Consider the following 19,029-nt stretch of genomic DNA (forward strand, 5'->3'; position numbering starts at 1 on the left):
GGGTTCCAGCCGCCCTCCCGAAACGACGCTCCCGCTGCGCCAGCCGTTGCGGCTTCGCGCATGCCGCTGCGGCAACGCATCGCCTGCCGATCACAAAGCGGTGTCTGCGCCAATCGGCTTCCTTGCTGCCGTCATCCGCTGGCCCGGCCAAGCTGGGGCCATCCGATGACCGCACACTTCCAAGGAGGCTTCATGCGCGTGTTCCTGTGCGAGAAGCCGTCCCAGGGCAAGGACATCGCCCGTGTGCTGGGCGCCGGCCAACGCGGCAACGGCTGCTACAGCGGTGCGGGTGTCGTCGTGACCTGGTGCATCGGTCATCTGGTCGAAGCGGTTCCGCCCGAAGGCTACGGCGAGCAGTACAAGCGCTGGGGCATCGAGCAACTGCCTATTCTTCCCGAGCGTTGGCGTGTCGAGCCCAAGGCGGCGACCGCGGCGCAGTTCAAGGTCGTGCAGCAGCTCGTCGCCAAGGCGGGCGAACTGGTGATCGCGACCGACGCCGACCGCGAGGGCGAGATGATTGCCCGCGAGATCATCGAGCTGTGCGGCTACCGCGGCCCGATCCAGCGCCTGTGGCTGTCGGCGCTCAACGATGCGTCGATCCGCAAGGCCCTGGGCACGCTCAAGCCGTCCGCCGAGACACTGCCGCTGTACTTCTCCGCGCTCGCCCGATCGCGTGCCGACTGGCTGATCGGGATGAACCTGAGCCGCCTGTTCACGCTGCTGGGCCGCCAGGCCGGCTACAACGGCGTGCTGTCGGTCGGGCGCGTGCAGACGCCGACGCTCAAGCTGGTCGTGGACCGTGATCGCGAGATCGCACGCTTCGTCTCGGTGCCGTTCTGGGCCATCGAGGTCGCGCTCTCGCATGCAGGCCAGTCCTTCGTTGCAAGCTGGACGCCGCCACAGGGCAGCACCGACGACGCCGGCCGCTGCTTGCAGCAGCCGGTGGCGCAGCAGGCCGCCGAACGCCTGCGCGCGGCCGGCACCGCCCAGGTGCTGTCGGTAGAGACCGAGCGCGTGCGCGAAGGCCCGCCGCTGCCGTTCGACCTCGGCACCTTGCAGGAAGTGTGTTCCAAGCAGTTGGGCCTCGACGTGCAGGAGACGCTGGACATTGCCCAGGCGCTGTACGAGACGTACAAGGCAACGACCTATCCGCGCTCGGATTCGGGCTACCTGCCCGAGAGCATGCTGGCCGAGGTGCCGGCCGTCCTCGACAGCCTGGTCAAGACCGATCCCGGTCTGCGGCCGCTGATCGACCGCCTGGACCGCCAGCAGCGTTCGCGGGCCTGGAATGACGGCAAGGTCACGGCGCACCACGGCATCATTCCGACGTTGGAGCCGGCCAATCTCTCGGCGATGAGCGACAAGGAGCTGGCCGTCTACCGGCTGATCCGCGCCCATTACCTCGCGCAGTTCCTGCCGCACCACGAGTTCGACCGGACGGTGCCGCAGCTCACGTGCGGCGGGCAGTCGCTGGTGGCGGTCGGCAAGCAGATCGCGGTGGCCGGATGGCGCCAGGTGCTGGCGGCGCCTGAGCCCGAGGACGGTGACGGTGACGGTGACGGTGAGGATGCACAGCGCGGACAGGTGTTGCCGGCGCTGCAGACAGGTGCCGCCTGCCAGGTCGGCCAGGTCGAACTGAAGGCGTTGAAGACGCTGCCGTCCAAGCCCTACACGCAAGGCGAGCTGGTCAAGGCCATGAAGGGCGTCGCAAAGCTCGTGACCGACCCGCGCCTGAAGCAGAAGCTCAAGGACACCACGGGCATTGGCACCGAGGCCACGCGCGCCAACATCATCAGCGGGCTGCTGGCCCGCGGTTATCTGTTGAAGAGGGGTCGGTCCATCCGCGCGTCGGATGCCGCCTTCACGCTGATCGACGCCGTGCCTGCGGCCATCGCCGACCCGGGCACCACGGCGGTGTGGGAGCAGGCGCTGGACATGATCGAGGTCGGCCAGATGACGCTGGACACCTTCATCGCCAAGCAATCGAGCTGGGTCGCCCAGCTCGTGCAGCAGTACCGCGGCGCCACGCTGAACCTCAAACTGCCGCCCGCACCGAGCTGCCCGCAGTGCGGCGCACCGATGCGCCAGCGCAGCGGCAGGAGCGGCGCGTTCTGGTCTTGCAGCCGCTACCCGGACTGCAAGGGCACGCAGCCGGTCGAAGATACCGGAGCAGGCAAGCGCGGCGCATCCAGCCGTGCATCAGGCCCACCGCGTCGGCGCCCCAGGGCGAACTGACGCCCCCATCTCCCTCTGCCACGCCGGCTGCTGCCGACGGCGGGGCAAACCTCCCGCGCCTCGCGGGACTCCCCAGCGCGCGTTCCCTTCTGCAACGGTGTGCGCGTCCTGCACGGGCCGATCACGGCTGGCAGGGCGAGAAGGTCATTGTTCCATCGAATCGCGCTCGCCGCGATTCCGCTGATCGACGTGCTTCCGTCCATCCGCGAGCGGTCTCCTGACGCCTTGGCCCGCAAGGCTGCGAGGTGTCAGGAGACCGTTTGCGGTCGACGGTATTCGGTGCCGGTGCCCGCCGGCGGAACAACGGGTTCCCTTTGTGTGTGGATACACGCCAGAGGATGCCGGCCCCAGCCACGAAACGGGCCGGGTGAGATTGCTGACGCAGCGAATGGCTTTGACGATGGCCTGGCCTGCTTGCAGCCCACAGGTGGATTGATTTCTCTCCAGCCGAAGCCTTGCGAGGCTTCGGCGCCTTTGTCGTGGGCGAACGGAATCGTGCATCGCTGCTCTTGCCAGCGCTCGGCCCAAACTGGACGGCGTTCGGTTCCGTTTGATCAGCGACGGAGTGCCGCCGCGCTTTCATTCTTCCCGCATGTGTCGCTGACGGTCGTCAGCACCATGCCCTGGCAGCCCCGGTCCTCAAGGCTGCAACGCGGTTCGCCGCGTTGACCGATCCAGTCCGCTTCGCACCGACCACCGCGGACGCGCGTCGCCACGACGCGGGTGCTTTTCATGTTCAACCCTTCGGGAGGTATCCGCTCCCGTCAGGGCGTGGTGCTCCCGGTCTTCAACCAACAGGAGAAAACCATGTCCCTTGCGCTCGCATCGGCACCTTTGAGTGCTGAACAGGCCCGAGCCGAATCCATCGGCTACCAGGCCCTGGCCTGCGTCGGCAAGCGCCTGCCCCTGCAAGTGCTGTGCAGCGCAGCCGGCCACTACATCGGCACCGCCGATGCGGACGGCCCGGTCTCGCGGGAGTCGGTCAGCTACTTCCGCTCGCACCACGCCGCCGAGCACGCCCTGCAAACGGGCCGCTGGCAGCAGCGCCTCCACCCGTGATGTCCAACCACCAGGAGCCCATGTCATGAACCGTGCCCTGCCTCAAGAGGTACTTGATCAGATCGAGCTGGAACACCAGCACTTCGCCGCCGCGCCCCAAGCCTTCTTCGAGGCGTGGAAACGCGGCGTCGACATCGCCGGAGCCGAATGGTTCGGCGACGGCACCCGCGAAGGCCTGCAGCGTGCCACCACCAAGTGGGATCTGCGGCCGAAGCTGCTGATGCTCAACGATGCCCTCGGCGTCCTGAGCAGCGGCCAGCGGATGTTCCTGTCCGCGATGGTGAGCTTCTACAACGCCCGCGAGGGCGGTGCGATGCTCAAGCGTTGCGGCTTCGAGGGTCTGTCCGACCTGGGCGGCCTCGACCTGGAACGGCGCAAGGTCGTCGCCGACCTGACGCTGAACTACAACGGCTGGTGAGCCGCGCTGCGGCCTGCCGACGTTCTTCTTTTCTTCCCACCCCACGAGGGACATGCGTCCCTGCATGGGGCCATGTCCCTCCTTTTCTTGAAAGGAGTGATTCATGTCCCCTGACTTTTCCATCGGTCTGCTCGTGACCGACGACGACATCGATGCGGTCATCCTTGAAGGCTGGCCGGCCGACGTGCGCAAGCCGCGCATCGTGGTGCTCGACTACGCCGGCAATGATGTGCCCGACGAGTATGTGCTGCATGTCAGCAGCGGAACCCCGAATACCGGATTGACCGGGCGCGAGGTGTTCCCGGTCGAGTACGGACCCGACTGCCGCTACCCATCGCCCGCTGAAGTCCTTTCGGTGCTCGATGCACCTAAGCCGGCCGGAAAACCTTCCGCGCTGAGCATCGCCCGCAACGTGCACCAGAGCATCCTCAACCTGGATGCGCGGCTGGATCGCCTGGAGCAGGCGCCGACCGGCGACGACTACAACCGCCTGTACCAGCTTGCGAATGGCGGCCTGCTCGACCTGTTGAAGGCGCTGGGCGACCCGTCCTCTACCGCTGCCGACTGACCGGCTGCCACTTTATCCACCCGCTGGGGTTCAATCCCCAGCAGGGGATCGCCTCGGCCATCCTCTGCTGGAGAAATCCCATGTCCTACTCGAACAACAATCCCTTTATCCGCGGCTACGATGGCCTGTCGGTCGAGCGGCTGCTCGCCATCTCCTACGATGACGACTGCCCACTGACCTACCTGCCGCTGCATCCCTCGCAGTCGAATCTACCGGACAGCCAGATCGAACGGCGTAGCTGTGTCTTCTCGGACGACTTCGCGCTAATCACCGAAGACCAGGCCGTGCCTGCCGAGCTGGAAGCGCAATGCCGCAGTCACGGCCTCGCCCGCAACGTGGTCTATGCCGTCATGGCCGAGGAAGAAGGCAAGCCGCTGCACGTGGGCGATACCTACTCCGAGGAATCAGCCCGCGAAGTCGTGCAGCGCCTGCGCTTCGAGACCGGCTACTACAGCCGGTGCTGGGAGATCAGCAGCGCGCACCTCGACGTCGACGCGCATCGCTTCCTCGCCGAGCTGGCGGACATCGCCACGCCGACGCTGTTCCTGTTCGTCGCCTTCCGCATCCCGTACAGCCCGGCCATTGGGTTGAAGCTGATCGCCACGCCCTGGACCGACGAGAACCTGCGTGTGGTCGAAGGCATCACGGCCAAGCGGCTGATGCAGGAGCATCGCAAGAAGGGCATGCCGGAATCCCTCATGCACGTGCTGCACCTGGCCGCGCTCGCCGACGTGCGCATGCTGGTCTTCGATGCCGATGCGCAGGTGCTGGACGGCCTGCCGATCTACGACGACTGACACCACCTTTCGAGCCCCCACGCGGGGCTCGTATTCTTTCTGGACGAAGCCGGTGGACGCGCAGTGCCGATTCCCCCGCGTCGCTGGCCCACGCCTGACGCACGCTGCTCGCATGTTCGCTGGCGTTGCCGGCAAGCATGCCCAGGCAGTCGAGACCTTCGAGGCTGCGGCACGGTTCGCCGTGCTGGTTGCTATTCCTTCTCCGGGCGCATGTCGCGTCCATCCACCTCACCCCCAAGGGACACACCTCCCTTGCGGGCGGAAGTCCCTTGGTTGCCACAAGGAGTCTTCCATGGATACCCAAGCCATCCGCGCACAGATGCCGACGCTGGTTCGCGGCCACGTGCCTTCCAACGTCCGCAGCTTCAAGTTCAACATCTTCGACGGCCAGCCCAAGGTTTCGACGCTGGGCTTCCACGTTGATCCCAAGCCCTTCGAGGGCAAGGTCATCGCCACCACCGACGAGGCCATCGTCGTCAAGACGGGGCGGGCCGAGTTCGCGGTGCTCGACAAGGCCCTCGTCACCGACGTGCCCGACGAAGGCGCCAAGGTGCAGGTCGAACCGTATGCGCGGCGCCGCTTCGACGGCTTGCGCGCGGATACGCCCGAGGAGAGCACTGAGTTCACCGCCGACGGCCAGCCGTACACGGTGAAGCGGCTCATCCTGGGTTCCGCGCCGGCCAAGCTGCCGATCCCCGAGCCGCAGTGCCCCGAGCTGCAGGAGCTGATCCACCAACTGGAGCAGTTGCCCGCGCCCGATGGATTCCGCCGCATCACGCACCTGCTGGTGGATGCCGGCGCGCGGGACTTCACGGTGGTCGATCCGAGCCCCAGCAACATCATCGCCACGCCGCCGGCCATCGGCTTCACCGTCGCTTCGGCGAAGTTCCAGGGGCGCGTCACCGTGCTCTACGAACGCGGCCTCGACACCTACGCGGTGGAGCTGCATCGCGAAGGCGAGCTGGTCGAGCGGGTCGATGAAGTGTTCTTCGACACCTTGGGCCAGGTGCTGGAGCGGCTGATCGACGACGGGAGCTGGCGCCTCATCCGCGTACAGCGCCTGTCCGGTCGCAAGCCCGTCCAGCACTGATCCCCTCACGTCCCCAAGCGGCTTCCCGTCCTCGCGGCGGGAAACCTTCTTCCTTCACCGTTGGAGACCACTTCCATGACTGTTCGATTCAAAGGCACCGAGCTTCGGCCCGTGCTTGCCGAGGCGGCGGCCAACCAGTGCCGCGTCATCCTGGTCAAGGACCAGGGCGTGTATTTCATGGCCGAGCACGGCGAGAGCCGGCCCGATGGGCGGCGCAAGACCATCGCCTACGCCGTGGGCTGCAACCCCGATGTCGATGCGTTCGACGACTGGTGGGAACTGGCGCGCGCCGAATTCGGCGGCGACGACTTCGGCGAGTTCTTCGCCCTGCAGGAACGGGTCCTCACCCGTATCCTGCACAGCGAGGACGACCTCGAAGTGTCGGCCACGGTCACGCACCTGTCGATGCAGGCGGTATCCGCTGCACCGGCCGGCCACTGACCGTACTGCTTCCCAGCCCCCTTCACGGGGGCTTCTCTTTATCTCGTGCCGCGGCCCATGGCCGCATCGCACGCGCTCGTCTCCAGTCCGGCTCGGGCCGCTCACGCCGGCATCTGCCGGTGCCACCGCCTGGTGACGCCTGCATGCGAGACCCGTTCAAGATCGAGCAACCGACCTGCATCAGCTTCAGCGGCGGCCGCACCAGCGCGTACATGCTCTGGCGCGTGCTGCAAGCCAACGGCGGCCTGCCCGCAGATGCCGTCGTCTGCTTCGCCAACACCGGAAAAGAAGTGGAAGCCACCTTGCGCTTCGTGCGCGACTGCGCCGAGCACTGGCAAGTGCCGATCCACTGGCTGGAGTACCGGCCCATCGAACCGGGCTTCGTGGTGGTGGACTTCGATACCGCCAGCCGCGCGGGCGAGCCCTTCGAGATGCTGGTCCGCAAGCGGCAGTACCTGCCCAACCCGGTGGCGAGAGGGTGCCACTAATGCGGACAGCCGCCGGTGCCGATTGCCGCTCGCGCGGGCGCGCGCCTGGCGCCACGCTGCCGCCATGTTCCGCTGACGCCCGTCAGCAGCATGCCCAGGCAGTCTCGATCTTCAAGACTGCGACGCGGTTCCGACCGCGTTGATCAACCAGTTCGCTCCGGCATCCCAGCGCGAACAGCCATCGGTTCTCCCGATGGTGATGCCACCCAAGCTGTTCCTTCAACCCACGCGGGGGTTCCACACCTTCCCCGCCTTGGGTCGGGTGTGTCTCCGCCTCATTGTTCTCAGGAGATTCACCATGACCACTTCCACCGACAAGTCCTACTTCGACCTGCACATCACCGGACTCGGGTATCTCAATCGCATCCGCGAAGTGAAGCCCAAGAAAGGCGATGCGTTCCTGGCCTGCGACATCGCGGCGCTCAACGGCCCCAGCGATGACGTGGCCTACGTGCGTTTCGACACGCGCGTCTCGGGCTCCGAAGCGCAGCACCTCGTGCGCCGCTGCATCCAAGCGGTCGATGCCGAGAAGAAAGTGATGATCGGCTTCCGTCTGGGCGACCTGTGGGCCGACACCTTCACCTACTCCAAGGGCAAGCGTGCCGGCGAGCAGGGGGTGAGCTTCAAGGCCCGCCTGCTGTTCGTCAGTTGGATCAAGGTCGACGGCAAGCTCGTCTACAAGGCCGAGCCCAAGCCGACCGATGCCGACCAGCGCGACGAACGCGACGTGCGTAACACGGATGTCCCCGCGACGTTCGCTGAGCCGCAAGCCGCTGCGTTCGAGCCCGCCAGGCCCGCCGCCGAAGCTGCCGACGAAGCCACTGCCGATGCGCCTGCATTGGAAGTTGCCGAGTCGTTCTGATCCGCAAGGCCCCGTCCCCTGGGGCCTTGTCTTCTTCCCACTCGCGTGCGCATGCGACCGTCGCCATGACGGCCGTGTGCGTGATCGCAGCTTCGTCCGCAGGAGTTCTTCATGATCACCATTCCCGGCCAATTGGCCATCAAGACCATCCACGGCCGTAACGGCGACTTCAACGTCGGGCGCCTTGCGACCTCCATCGGCGAGTTCGTCGTGAAGAACGCCGAACTCGACCAGTACGCCGAAGGCAAGTACGAGGGCGATTTCGCCATCGCGGAGATTCGCCCGTCCACGTACACCGCCAACGGCCGCATGGTCATTGAGATCCGCGCCCTCCTGGGTGGGATGACTTTGTCCAACATCGACGCCCTGAGCCGTGACGACGCCCGCCGGCTGAGTCCGCAGGAAGTCGATCCGATCGACGAGGAAGCGCAGACCGCCACGCCGACGCCGACGACCGCCCCCAAGGCGGCCGGCCGGAAGAAGGCGCGCAGCTCGCGCGACCCGCTGGTCGATACCACGCCGTTCGGCAGCGAGCCGGCTGCTGCGTCTGCCGAGGCTACGGCCCATGCGGACGACGACGGCGACGCGGCGCTGTTCGGCACACTCTGGCCGCTGGGCGATGTCGTCAAGCTCGATGCCACCGTGGATCGGCGCGTGCTGCGTCAGCAGCGCGACCGCCTCGGCGACCTGGGCTACGAGTTCGCTCCGCTGTCCCAGGACTGGCACCTCACCAGGGTCTGATCTCATCGCCATTTCACGCCGCATGCCTGCGGCTTTCCACCACCCGCCGGGGCTCCTTCCCCGGCGGGAGGACTCCGGCCCTTTCTCACAGGAGTCATTCCATGGGCTGGACATTCGTTCGATTGACGCGCGATCAGTTGATCCGCGAGCTGACCGCAACCGAGGAAACCGAGCGGTCGCGCAGTGAGGTCATCGACCACACGCTGGTCGGCAACGTGCTGTGGACGGTGGCGCGCGTCACCGCCAAGCAGGCCGGCGTCCTGGGTCTCGCACCCGGCGAGTCGGCCACCTTGATCGGCTGCCATCTGCTGGAAAGCGAGGGCCGCGAATGGGGCTACAAGTTCCTGGTCGAGGCCGAGCACCCGTACTACTACTCGTGCCCGCTGCGCTATCTCGACATGGCGCCGCAGCGCTGCGCCACCTGGCGCGCAAGGGTGCATGCCTTCCACCAGCAGCCGACGCGCAAAGCGGCCGGCGATGCAGCCACCGACTGAGGCGAACATGGACACCCTCATGTCGTCCTTGCCGCCCGAGCTGCTTCGCTTCGTCGAAGACCAGTTGGCCAACAACGAGGTTTCCGACGACGACGAACTGCGCGAGCACTTCATCGCCAACGGCCTGAGCGAAGAACAGGCGTGGCAGGCACTGACCTACCGCGCGCTGTACCTGCGACACGTCTTCCTCGACGGCTTCACGCCGATCCTCAAAGGCCAGGAAGCGCTTTGCTTCAACCCGCACAGCCGCGGCTGGGAGCCGGTTCCGAACCCATAGGCCGGCCTTCACGCGGCGCACTTCTTCATCCCTTTCATCAGGCCCTGTTCAGCAGGGCTTTTCTTCGTCCTACGCAATCGCGCGCATCCGGCCTCGGCCGCTGGATGCCGATTGCTCCATTCCGCAAGGAGATCATCATGCAACTCGCATCCCGCTTCGCCCCTCGTTCCCCGGTGCTGCGCGCCGACCATCCGTTGTCGGACGATCAGATTCGCACCGTGGCCCCATCCATCTTCGCGGACACCCCGCACGAAAGCCGCTCCGAACGGTACAGCTACATCCCCACGGCGGCTGTGCTGACCGAACTGCGCAGAGAAGGTTTCCAGCCGTTCATGGTGTGCCAGACCCGCGTGCGACACGAGGATCGCCGCGACTACACCAAGCACATGCTGCGCCTTCGCCACGCCAGCCAGATCAACGGCGCCGAGGCGAACGAGATCATCCTGCTCAACTCGCACGACGGCACCAGCAGCTACCAGATGCTCGCGGGCATGTTCAGATTCGTCTGCCACAACGGTCTGGTGTGCGGCGACACCTTCGCCGACGTGCGCGTGCCCCACAAGGGCAACGTCACCGATCACGTGATCGAAGGCGCCTACGAGGTGCTGCACGGCTTCGAGCGCGTGCAGGACTCGCGCGACGCCATGCGCGTCATCACCCTCGACGACGGCGAGGCCGAAGTCTTCGCCAGGTCGGCGCTGACCTTAAAGTACGACGAGTCGGGCAAGGCCTTGCCCATCACGGAGACGCAGATCCTGCGGCCTCGTCGTTTCGACGACAACCGTGCCGATCTTTGGTCGGTCTTCAACCGGGTTCAGGAGAACCTTGTCAAGGGCGGCCTGACCGGCTGTGCCGCCAACGGGCGCCAGCAGCGCACGCGACCCGTTCAGGGCATCGACCAGAACGTCCGGCTCAACCGGGCGCTTTGGCTGCTCGCGGATGGCCTGCGTCAGCTCAAAGCCTGACCCACAAGCGGATCGTGCCTCGCGGCATGGTCCGCTTTTTCTTTGGCGGCGCTGTGCTGCCAGCGCACCACGTTCAGTTTGGCTCGGTGTAACCCTAATGCGGCAATTCGCTGCCGCCGCGAAAATTGCGGTTCGACTGCATACCTCCCTGGCTTTTCCTCCCTGAGCCAAGCAGTCATCTTTGCCGCCTCGGTGTCCCCGGGGCGGTTTTCTTTTGTGGCCGTCCTTCCGGCGCCGCGGGCGATGCGCCAGAGCAAACAGGGTTGCGCGCCGGGTCGGTTTTCCGCTCCCGCGACACGCGCACCTTAGCGCAGGCTATGTCCCATGTCCGTCGGCGTTGCCGACAACATGCCCAGGTAGCCCAGACCTTCAAGGCTACGGCGCGTTGCGACGCACGGTCTGATTCTTCACCACGACGCTCACCGCGTCTTCTTCCATCCCCCTGGGGCAGTGACTGCCCTCGCGGGCGGTGCTGTCTCCGCTCACTTCGAGGACATCACCATGCCTGCACCTTCTTCCCCTAAGACGCTCTATCGCATCGACGAATGCCCCGACCTGATGGCCGATGGCGTCGTCGGTGACGAGAACGGCAACCTGGTCTTCATCTCCCTCTGGGCGCGCGACACCGCCGTCCAGGAATTCCTGGCCCGCCTTACCCTGGGCCGGGACGAACAGGGACTGGATCAGTTCCACCTCATCACCGAGCAGGGCGCGAGCATTCCGATCTTCGTCAGCAACGTCGAGAACCTGGAAAAGCGCAGCGCACGCGCCTACCGACGCACGCTGTTCGGCTCGCTGACCAACATCTGGCTGTTCGATCGGCGCTGCGTCAAGCCCGACAAGGCCAACGCCAGCGCGCTGGCGCTCCTGCCTCGCGATTCCACGCACCGGCTCGACCGGCTGTGGAAGCTGGTGCGGGATACCTGCCCGCTGCCGCTTCTTGATCCCTGGCGCGAACCCGTGCTGGAGCTGCTGCAGGCGAAGTCGATGCTGACGCGCCTGCCGTTCGCCCTCGGACCTCTGGAGGGCCATCGACTCGCCATCGACGTGCCGACGCTGACCCAGGTGCTGGGCGGCCTGATCCGCAGCGGCGCGCTCGTCGCGGGCACACCCGCCAGCCGCACCCCTTCGGCACGACCGCTCGAAGCGGTGGCTTGAGGTTTTCGCATCGGACATGCACGCGCGCATGTCCGCATCCCTTCATCTTCAATGCCAGGAGATTCCCATGGCCCTCATGTTCCCGCGGCTCGCCCGCAACTTCGTCAAGAACGGGTACTTCCCCACGGATGAACCCACGCTCGAAAGAGCACTCGCCGCACTGGCGCCCGCCGAATCCTCGAACGGGCCGCTGTGCATCATCGATCCCTGCGCCGGCGAAGGCGTGGCGATCGCCGAAGCCGCGCACGCCCTCGGGCGCGAGCAGGTCCAGGCCTTCGCCGTCGAGTACGAGGCCGAGCGTGCGCACCACGCCCGGCAACTGGTCGATCGCTGCATCCACGGCGACCTGATGGACACGCTGATCAGTCGGCAGAGCTTCGGCCTGCTGTGGCTCAACCCGCCGTATGGCGACCTGGCCAAGGACACCAACGGCAACGTCGGCTACCAGGGCCAGGGCCGCGCGCGGCTGGAAAAGCTGTTCTATCAAAAGGCGCTGCCACTGCTGCAGTACGGCGGCGTGCTGATCTACATCGTGCCGCACTACGTGCTCGATGCCGAGCTGGTCGGGTGGCTGACCCGGCACTTCGCCGATCTGCGCATCTACCGCGCGGTGGAAGCGCAGTTCAAGCAGGTGGTGATCTTCGGCCGCCGTGTTCGTCAGCGCGACCAGGCATCGGATTCGGTCAAAGCCACGCGCGCGCTGCTGCTGCAGATCGGGCAAGGCGACGCCGAAGCGGAGGAGCTGCCGGTCGAATGGCCGTTCCTGCCGTACACGGTGCCTGCCAGCCCGGCCGAGCCGGAGCACTTCTACCGCGTGACGATGGAGCCCGAGCAGTTCGCCGATGAAGTCGGCCGGCTGCAAGGGCTCTGGCCGACGCTCGACACGCACCTGGGCGCCGCGCAGCAATCGCTGCGGCCTCCGGCGCGGGCCTTGTCGCACTGGCATCTTGCCTTGGCGCTTGCTGCCGGCGCGATCTCCGGCGTGGTGAAGTCCAAGACGGGCCGCGTGCTCGTCGTCAAGGGCGACACCCACAAGGAGAAGACGCTGCAGACGGAATACACCGAACGCGACGACGGCTCCGTGGCCGAGACGCGCATCCTGACCGACAAGTTCGTGCCGGTCATCCGTGCCTGGGACATGACACCAGGCTCGCCGACCTGCGGCGAGGTGTTGACCATCCGCTGATCGCTGTTCCCTGACGGTTCGCCGTCGATCTGTTCTTCCACTGCGGCTTCGCGCCGTTCCCCTCTTCCCACCCCGGGGCATGCCATCGCCCCGCAGGGGAGTTGCATGCCCCATTTTCTTTGGAGCATCACCATGTCCCTCGATACCGACGTTGTTCCCGCCGCCGACAGCACGCCCATCCAGGGCGACCTGCTCGAAGCGGCCGCTTCTCCCTTGGCCTTGAGCCTTCAGGATTTCGTCGCCGAGTTCGGCGACGAGCTGCTGGATTCGCTCAACCGCGCCAACCCTCCCGTCTACACCGGCCAGGCCCGGTCGCACCGCCAGCTCGTGCTGGCCAGTCTCAAGCGCAAGCTGTTCCAGGCGCAGGCCGAGGTGGTACATGCCGTCACCGAGCTGTTGGCCGACCGTGGCGAACGCGCCGCGATCGTCAATGGCGAGATGGGCTGCGGCAAGACGACCGTCGGCATCGCCACGGCCGCCGTGCTGCACGCCGAAGGCTACCGCCGCACTCTGGTGCTGTCGCCGCCCCACCTGGTCTACAAGTGGCGCCGCGAAATCCAGGAGACGGTGGCCGGTGCCAAGGTCTGGGTGCTCAACGGCCCGGACACGCTGGTCAAGCTCATCAAGCTGCGCGAGCAGTTGGGCGTACCGGCGCGCGGCCAGGAGTTCTTCGTGCTCGGGCGCGTGCGGATGCGCATGGGTTTCCACTGGAAGCCCGTCTTCAACGTGCGGCGCACGCGGCACGGCGAAGTAGGCGCATGCCCGGACTGCGGCCAGGTCATCACCAACCTCGACGGCGAGCCGATCAACCCGGTCGAACTCGAAGCCGAGGACTACCGCCGCCGGTGCAGCCATTGCGCCGCACCGCTGTGGACGCTGATGCGACCGAGGAGCCTGTCCGCCAGCGACCAGTCCACGGCCGTCTTCAAAGCCTTGCAGCGCATCCCGACCATCGGGGAAGTCACCGCGCAGAAGCTGATGCGCAAGTTCGGCGACTCCTTCCTGGCGTCCATGCTCGGCGACAACATCCACGAGTTCATCAACCTCATGGATGCCAACGGCGAGCTGGTCTTCTCGGATCGCCAAGCGCACCGCATGGAGCGGGCGATGGCGAACATGGAGTTCGGCTTCGGCGAGGGCGGCTACCAGCCGTCCGAGTTCATCAAGCGCGTGCGACGTGAAGTCGCCTGAGTAATTGTTCCAACGGGGGCAACCCCGCCGAGGAACCTGATGTTCCGTCATCAGTAGCCTACCGGCACATGCAGGACTGGTAACGGTCTTGTGTGAAGCTGCCGAGACAATGTAGCTGGGCCTTCGGGCCGCACCGATGCCGTGAGGCAAGGTGTTACCTGCGAGCATCAATGCGGTTACAGCGCTAGGCTGGGTGGTATGACCAACGCAAGTGAACTGCTGTTAAACACCGTTATGAACAACAAGCCAAAGATGCTGACAGGCTTGAACCAAAAGGTATGCGGTCGGTTGCCCTTTATCCGTTTTGGGGGCACACGGACATCATGACCGCCGGTGGAAAGGCAGGGTCTAACCCATCTCGTTACTCAGGTGAAACACGGTAAGCCCGTATCGCTGCCCTTCGGGGCAGGCAGACCGCAAGGAATGCTGTTGGCGGTGCGGGTAAAGGAATGTGGAGAAAGCGAATGCCGTCCTGTAATGGGGCGGATAGGGGTTGAGCCGCAAGGCGACATCACCCCACGCGAAAGCGGGCAGACTTCCACTTGGTCTTTCTCTACGAGAAAACTTGTCCAACCTTCTACAAGAGGGAATGCAGATGACTACGCAAGAAATTGCTTGCGCGGGTGCGCCCTCACACGAATCGGTCACATGGCACAGCATCGACTGGGCTGCGTGTCACCGTGAGGTGCGAAGGCTCCAAGCGCGTATCGTAAAGGCGACACGGCAAGGAAAACACGGCAAGGTGAAAGCCCTGCAGTGGATTCTGACCCACTCGTTCAGCGGCAAAGCATTAGCCGTCAGACGAGTCACCGAGAACCAAGGCAAGAAGACGCCGGGTGTGGATGGCATCACGTGGTCCACCCCGGAAGCCAAGTCTCAAGCCATGTTGTCAATCAAGCGGCGCGGGTATCGTCCCCAACCGCTGAAGCGTGTCTATATTCCTAAAGCCAATGGGAAGATGCGACCGCTGGGTATCCCGACCATGAGAGACAGGGCGATGCAGGCGCTATACCTGCTGGCTCTTGAACCCGTGGCCGAGACCACAGCGGACGGACGCTCGTTTGGGTTCCGACCGGAGAGATCCACGGCGGACGCCATCGAACAGTGCTTCACGGCACTGTCCAAGAAGGTGGCACCGCAATGGGTTCTCGAAGGCGACATCAAAGGCTGCTTCGACAACATCAGCCATGACTGGCTCATGGGTCATGCACCGACGGATCGCGAGATCCTGAAAAAGTGGCTCAAGGCCGGATACATGGAAGATCGGCAACTTTTTCCAACTGAAGCCGGTACCCCGCAAGGGGGCATCATCTCGCCAACCCTGGCGAATCTCGTCCTCGACGGACTGGAAGCCAAACTGGATGCCGCGTTCGGAAGAAAGCGGTACGCCAACGGTGTACAGACCCGTTTGATGGTCAACTATGTGCGGTATGCGGACGACTTCATTGTGACGGGACGCTCGAAAGAGCTACTGGAGCAGGAGGTCATGCCGATCATCAAGGACTTCATGCGGGAACGGGGGCTCACGCTCTCACCCGAGAAGACCAAGATCACGCACATCGACGAGGGCTTCGACTTCCTCGGACAAAACGTGCGCAAGTACAACGGCAAGCTGTTGATCAAGCCGTCGAACGCGAACGTGGCGACCTTCTTGGAGAAAGTGCGCTCGGCTGTCAAAGGCAATAAGGCGCTGGATCAGCCTCGGCTGATTCGGATGCTCAACCCAATGATCCAAGGCTGGGCGAATTATCACCAGCACGTCGTGTCCAAAGCGACGTTCGCGCGTGTCGATCATGAGATTTGGCGTGTGTTGTGGCAGTGGGCCGTTCGTCGGCATCCGCAGAAAAGCAGCGTCTGGATCAAGCAGCGCTACTTCCACTCCGTAGGCACCCGTAACTGGGTATTTGCGGCGGCAACGGGTGAAAGGTTCCCTGATGGGAATCCCATCCTGTCGTCACTGCGGAAGGCAACGGATACGCCCATTCGGCGACACCGGCCAATCAAGTTGGAAGCCAATCCATTCGACCCGACGTGGGAGACGTACTTTGAGGAGCGTGTAAGCCTCAAGATGCAGAACTCACTGAGGGGCAGGAAGAAGCTCATCAACCTCTGGTTGGAACAGGATCGTCGTTGTCCGATCTGCCAAGAGTTGATCACGCAGGAGACGGGGTGGCATGTCCACCACATCATCCGGCGGGTCGATGGCGGAAAAGATGGGAACACCAATCTCATCATGGTGCATCCGAACTGTCATAACCAGATTCATGTCAATGGTCTCAAGGTGGTGAAGCCGGTTCGCGAAAGCGGGCTTTGAAAGGCTTGAGCCGTATGAGGGGAAACTCTCACGTACGGTTCTTAGGGGGGGATGGGCCAGCAATGGCCTGTCCCTACCCGACTACCTGCCGCAAGGCACGTTCGACCTGCTCATCGCCGACGAGGCGCACGAGTACAAGAACGGCGGCTCCGCACAGGGCCAAGCGATGGGGGTGTTGGCGGCCAAGGCACGCAAGACGCTGCTGCTCACCGGCACGCTGATGGGCGGCTACGGCGACGACCTTTTCCACCTGCTGTTCCGAGCCCTGCCGGGGCGAATGATCGAAGATGGCTACCGCCCGACCAAGAGCGGCAGCATGACCTCGGCCGCGATGGCGTTCATGCGCGATCACGGCGTCCTCAAGGACATCTATTCCGAGAGCACCGGCACGGCGCACAAGACGGCCAAGGGCAACAAGATTTCGGTGCGCACCGTCAAGGCGCCGGGCTTCGGCCCGAAGGGCGTGCTGCGTTGCGTGCTGCCGTTCACGGTCTTCCTCAAGTTGAAGGACATCGGCGGCAATGTGCTGTCGCCCTACGACGAGGAGTTCCGCGAGGTGGCGATGGACACGGCGCAAGCCGCGGCCTATCGCGATCTGTCAGGTCGGCTGACCACAGCGATGAAAGAAGCGCTGGCGAAGCGCGACACGACGCTGCTCGGCGTGGTCCTCAACGTGCTGCTGGCCTGGCCGGATTGCTGCTTCCGGTCGGAGGCGGTGGTGCACCCGCGCACGCGCCAGACCTTGGCCTTCGTTCCGGCTCAGTTCAACGAGCTGGAGGTGATGCCCAAGGAGCGCGAGCTGATCGAGATCTGCAAGCAGGAGAAGTCTGCGGGTCGCAAGACGCTGGTCTATTCGGTCTACACCGGCACGCGCGACACCACGTCGCGCCTGAAGGTGCTGCTGGAGCAGGAAGGCTTCAAGGTGGCGGTGCTGCGCGCAAGCGTGGATGCCTCCCGCCGCGAGGACTGGATCGCCGAGCAGTTGGACCGCGGCATCGACGTGCTGATCACGAACCCGGAGCTGGTCAAGACGGGTCTCGACCTGTTGGAGTTTCCGACGATCGTGTTCATGCAGTCGGGCTACAACGTCTACAGCCTGCAGCAGGCGGCCCGGCGCTCATGGCGCATCGGCCAGAAGCTGCCGGTTCTCGTGATCTACCTCGGCTATGCGGCTTCCTCGCAGATGACCTGCCTGGGGCTGATGGCGCGAAAGATCATGGTCTCGCAGAGCACGTCGGGAGACGTGCCCGAGTCGGGATTGGACGTGCTGAACCAGGACGGTGATTCCGTCGAGGTAGCACTGGCCCGGCAACTCGTCGCGGCCTGATCCACCCACCCACGCCGGCTGCCCTTCGGGGCGCCGGCTTCTTTTTTCCGTGCATCGATGGCGCGCGATGAAGTCGGGCGCCTGCCAGTTCCCTTTGTTTGCTGCCCGAACGCTTCGCGGCGGCGATGGTGAGGGCTCCGTGTTCCAGGGAACTTGCCCCATGCAACCACTCACCTGCGTCGCCCACCGCCTGGCTGTGCCTGCATTGCTCGCCGGCTGCGTACTGATGGCCGGCTGCGCCACCACGGGCGTGGCGAATCCCCCGACGGCCGCTGCCACCGCGCCCGAGCCTTCGGCGTTTGTCAGGGCCATCGCCCCGGAGTCTGAGCCGAACCTGATCCCGGTGGCGCGCTACGGGCGCTACACGCTGGTCGAGATGGTGCCCGAGCCGGCGCAGCGCGACCTGCTGCGGCAGGTGATCGAGATTTCGATTCCGCCGACCTTGGACGCGAGCGTCGGCGATGCGCTACGGCACGTGCTGCTGCGCACCGGCTACCGCCTTTGCGACGCGCCGGACGCCGCTTCGCTGTTCACGCTGCCGCTGCCGGCGGCGCATCTGCGGCTCGGGCCACTGCCGTTGCGCGATGCCTTGCTGGCGCTCGCCGGGCCGGCCTGGGAGTTGTCCGTCGATGACGCTGCGCGCGCGGTGTGCTTCGCGCGCGTGACGACTGCGCGTGCGCCGAGTGCAAGCCCGATTCCCGCGCCTCCGGCACCGAGCGCGCCGGCCGACGAACCCGCCGATCCCCATGTGCCCCAGGAGGCCCAGCCATGACCATCCCGCAGCTTCCCGACGAGAATGCCGGCCGCGCGCGCTGGTTGAAGATCACAGCGGCCGCGTGGCTGCTGCTCGTGAGCATCCTCGCGGTGGTCAACAGCGTGGGCCTGTCGCGCCTGAGCGAGCAGAGCCAGGCCAGCGCCCAGGACGCGCACGTGCAGGCGCTCAACACGCGCGTCGCCGAACTCGAACAGCAGGCGGCGACCTCGAAGAATCAGCCCAAGCCTGTCACCCAGCCCGACTTCGAGGCCACCCGCAAGGCGCTGGACGAACGCCTGGCACAGGTGGAGCAGGCCCAGGCCACAGACGCCCATGCCGGCGACGTGCAGGCGCTGCAGGCCCGCGTGGGCGACATCGAAGCCCGCATGAAGCGAACCGCCGCGCCTGCCGCAGCACCCCAGCGCACCGCCGAGCCGGCCAAGCCCAAGGTGCCCGAACCGCCATTCAACGTCGTGGGTGTGGAGCTGCGCGGCGGCGAGCGCTTCCTGTCGGTGACGGCACCCAAGGCGTCGTCGGTGCTGGACGTGTGGCTGCTGCGCGAAGGCGATGCCGTGGGCGCGTGGCATCTGCTGGCGATCGAGGCACGCGCCGCCGTGTTCCGCGTGGACGGCCAGACCCAGCGCCTCGCGCTGCCGTAGGGGCC

At 65.4% G+C, this 19,029-nt stretch carries 18 protein-coding genes and 2 pseudogenes; all 20 read left to right on the forward strand.

The genetic code is table 11. From position 1 onward, the window contains the following. Positions 1-192 precede the first annotated feature (192 nt). The 20 genes and pseudogenes from ACM1PE_RS25245 (at position 193) to ACM1PE_RS25340 (ending at position 19,024) form a co-directional block, all read left to right on the forward strand. Positions 193-2,235 carry a DNA topoisomerase III gene (locus ACM1PE_RS25245; protein WP_003454892.1) on the forward strand — a complete coding sequence of 681 codons (2,043 nt, stop codon included), beginning with the start codon at positions 193-195 and terminating at the stop codon, positions 2,233-2,235. A gap of 807 nt (positions 2,236-3,042) precedes the next feature. After that, positions 3,043-3,294, forward strand: coding sequence for a hypothetical protein (locus ACM1PE_RS25250; RefSeq protein ID WP_003454891.1), 252 nt, complete (start codon positions 3,043-3,045; stop codon positions 3,292-3,294). A gap of 25 nt (positions 3,295-3,319) precedes the next feature. Next, on the forward strand, positions 3,320-3,712 hold the full coding sequence (locus tag ACM1PE_RS25255) for a hypothetical protein (protein ID WP_003454890.1): 393 nt from the start codon (positions 3,320-3,322) through the stop codon (positions 3,710-3,712). A 103-nt stretch (positions 3,713-3,815) separates the two neighbouring features. Next, a complete protein-coding gene (locus tag ACM1PE_RS25260) occupies positions 3,816-4,280 on the forward strand; it encodes a hypothetical protein (protein WP_003454889.1) in 465 nt (154 codons plus the stop codon). 80 nt (positions 4,281-4,360) lie between these two features. Further along, positions 4,361-5,077 carry a hypothetical protein gene (locus tag ACM1PE_RS25265; RefSeq protein WP_003454888.1) on the forward strand — a complete coding sequence of 239 codons (717 nt, stop codon included), beginning with the start codon at positions 4,361-4,363 and terminating at the stop codon, positions 5,075-5,077. A 292-nt stretch (positions 5,078-5,369) separates the two neighbouring features. Continuing rightward, complete coding sequence (locus ACM1PE_RS25270) at positions 5,370-6,167, forward strand: hypothetical protein (protein ID WP_003454887.1); 798 nt, start codon at positions 5,370-5,372, stop codon at positions 6,165-6,167. Between the two features lie 75 nt (positions 6,168-6,242). Next, positions 6,243-6,608 carry a DUF3085 domain-containing protein gene (locus tag ACM1PE_RS25275; protein ID WP_003454886.1) on the forward strand — a complete coding sequence of 122 codons (366 nt, stop codon included), beginning with the start codon at positions 6,243-6,245 and terminating at the stop codon, positions 6,606-6,608. Between the two features lie 143 nt (positions 6,609-6,751). Continuing rightward, entirely contained in the window at positions 6,752-7,096 is a 345-nt protein-coding gene (locus ACM1PE_RS25280; RefSeq protein WP_003454883.1) for a hypothetical protein, read from the forward strand. A 298-nt stretch (positions 7,097-7,394) separates the two neighbouring features. Beyond that, positions 7,395-7,958 (forward strand): STY4534 family ICE replication protein, encoded by a 564-nt coding sequence (locus ACM1PE_RS25285; RefSeq protein ID WP_003454879.1) that lies wholly within the window; start codon positions 7,395-7,397, stop codon positions 7,956-7,958. Between the two features lie 111 nt (positions 7,959-8,069). Then, positions 8,070-8,699: a DUF3275 family protein gene (locus ACM1PE_RS25290; protein WP_003454876.1), complete on the forward strand. Its 630-nt coding sequence runs from the start codon at positions 8,070-8,072 to the stop codon at positions 8,697-8,699. A 101-nt stretch (positions 8,700-8,800) separates the two neighbouring features. After that, complete coding sequence (locus ACM1PE_RS25295) at positions 8,801-9,193, forward strand: hypothetical protein (RefSeq protein WP_003454873.1); 393 nt, start codon at positions 8,801-8,803, stop codon at positions 9,191-9,193. A gap of 7 nt (positions 9,194-9,200) precedes the next feature. Next, positions 9,201-9,470 carry a hypothetical protein gene (locus tag ACM1PE_RS25300; RefSeq protein WP_003454871.1) on the forward strand — a complete coding sequence of 90 codons (270 nt, stop codon included), beginning with the start codon at positions 9,201-9,203 and terminating at the stop codon, positions 9,468-9,470. A gap of 137 nt (positions 9,471-9,607) precedes the next feature. Beyond that, a complete protein-coding gene (locus ACM1PE_RS25305) occupies positions 9,608-10,435 on the forward strand; it encodes a DUF932 domain-containing protein (protein ID WP_003454853.1) in 828 nt (275 codons plus the stop codon). Positions 10,436-10,936: 501 nt separating this feature from the next. After that, positions 10,937-11,593: a hypothetical protein gene (locus ACM1PE_RS25310; protein WP_003454850.1), complete on the forward strand. Its 657-nt coding sequence runs from the start codon at positions 10,937-10,939 to the stop codon at positions 11,591-11,593. Positions 11,594-11,660: 67 nt separating this feature from the next. Next, a complete protein-coding gene (locus ACM1PE_RS25315; protein WP_003454847.1) occupies positions 11,661-12,779 on the forward strand; it encodes a DUF6094 domain-containing protein in 1,119 nt (372 codons plus the stop codon). A gap of 132 nt (positions 12,780-12,911) precedes the next feature. Next, positions 12,912-13,949: pseudogene (locus ACM1PE_RS25320) on the forward strand (DEAD/DEAH box helicase family protein); the annotation flags it as partial. Positions 13,950-14,565: 616 nt separating this feature from the next. Next, positions 14,566-16,284, forward strand: a complete 1,719-nt coding sequence (ltrA, locus tag ACM1PE_RS25325) for a group II intron reverse transcriptase/maturase (protein ID WP_057386398.1) — start codon at positions 14,566-14,568, stop codon at positions 16,282-16,284. Positions 16,285-16,366: 82 nt separating this feature from the next. Then, positions 16,367-17,611: pseudogene (locus ACM1PE_RS25330) on the forward strand (helicase-related protein); the annotation flags it as partial. Between the two features lie 160 nt (positions 17,612-17,771). Then, the gene (locus ACM1PE_RS25335) at positions 17,772-18,383 is read left to right on the forward strand and encodes a PilL N-terminal domain-containing protein (RefSeq protein WP_003454835.1); all 612 of its coding nucleotides are present in this window, start codon (positions 17,772-17,774) and stop codon (positions 18,381-18,383) included. Further along, positions 18,380-19,024, forward strand: coding sequence for a hypothetical protein (locus ACM1PE_RS25340; protein ID WP_003454833.1), 645 nt, complete (start codon positions 18,380-18,382; stop codon positions 19,022-19,024). The genes ACM1PE_RS25335 and ACM1PE_RS25340 overlap by 4 nt, the downstream gene beginning before the upstream one ends. Positions 19,025-19,029: the final 5 nt, after the last annotated feature.

It is taken from the genome of Achromobacter sp. PD1, from assembly GCF_048541815.1.
GTDB classification, from domain to species: domain Bacteria; phylum Pseudomonadota; class Gammaproteobacteria; order Burkholderiales; family Burkholderiaceae_B; genus Achromobacter; species Achromobacter bronchisepticus_A.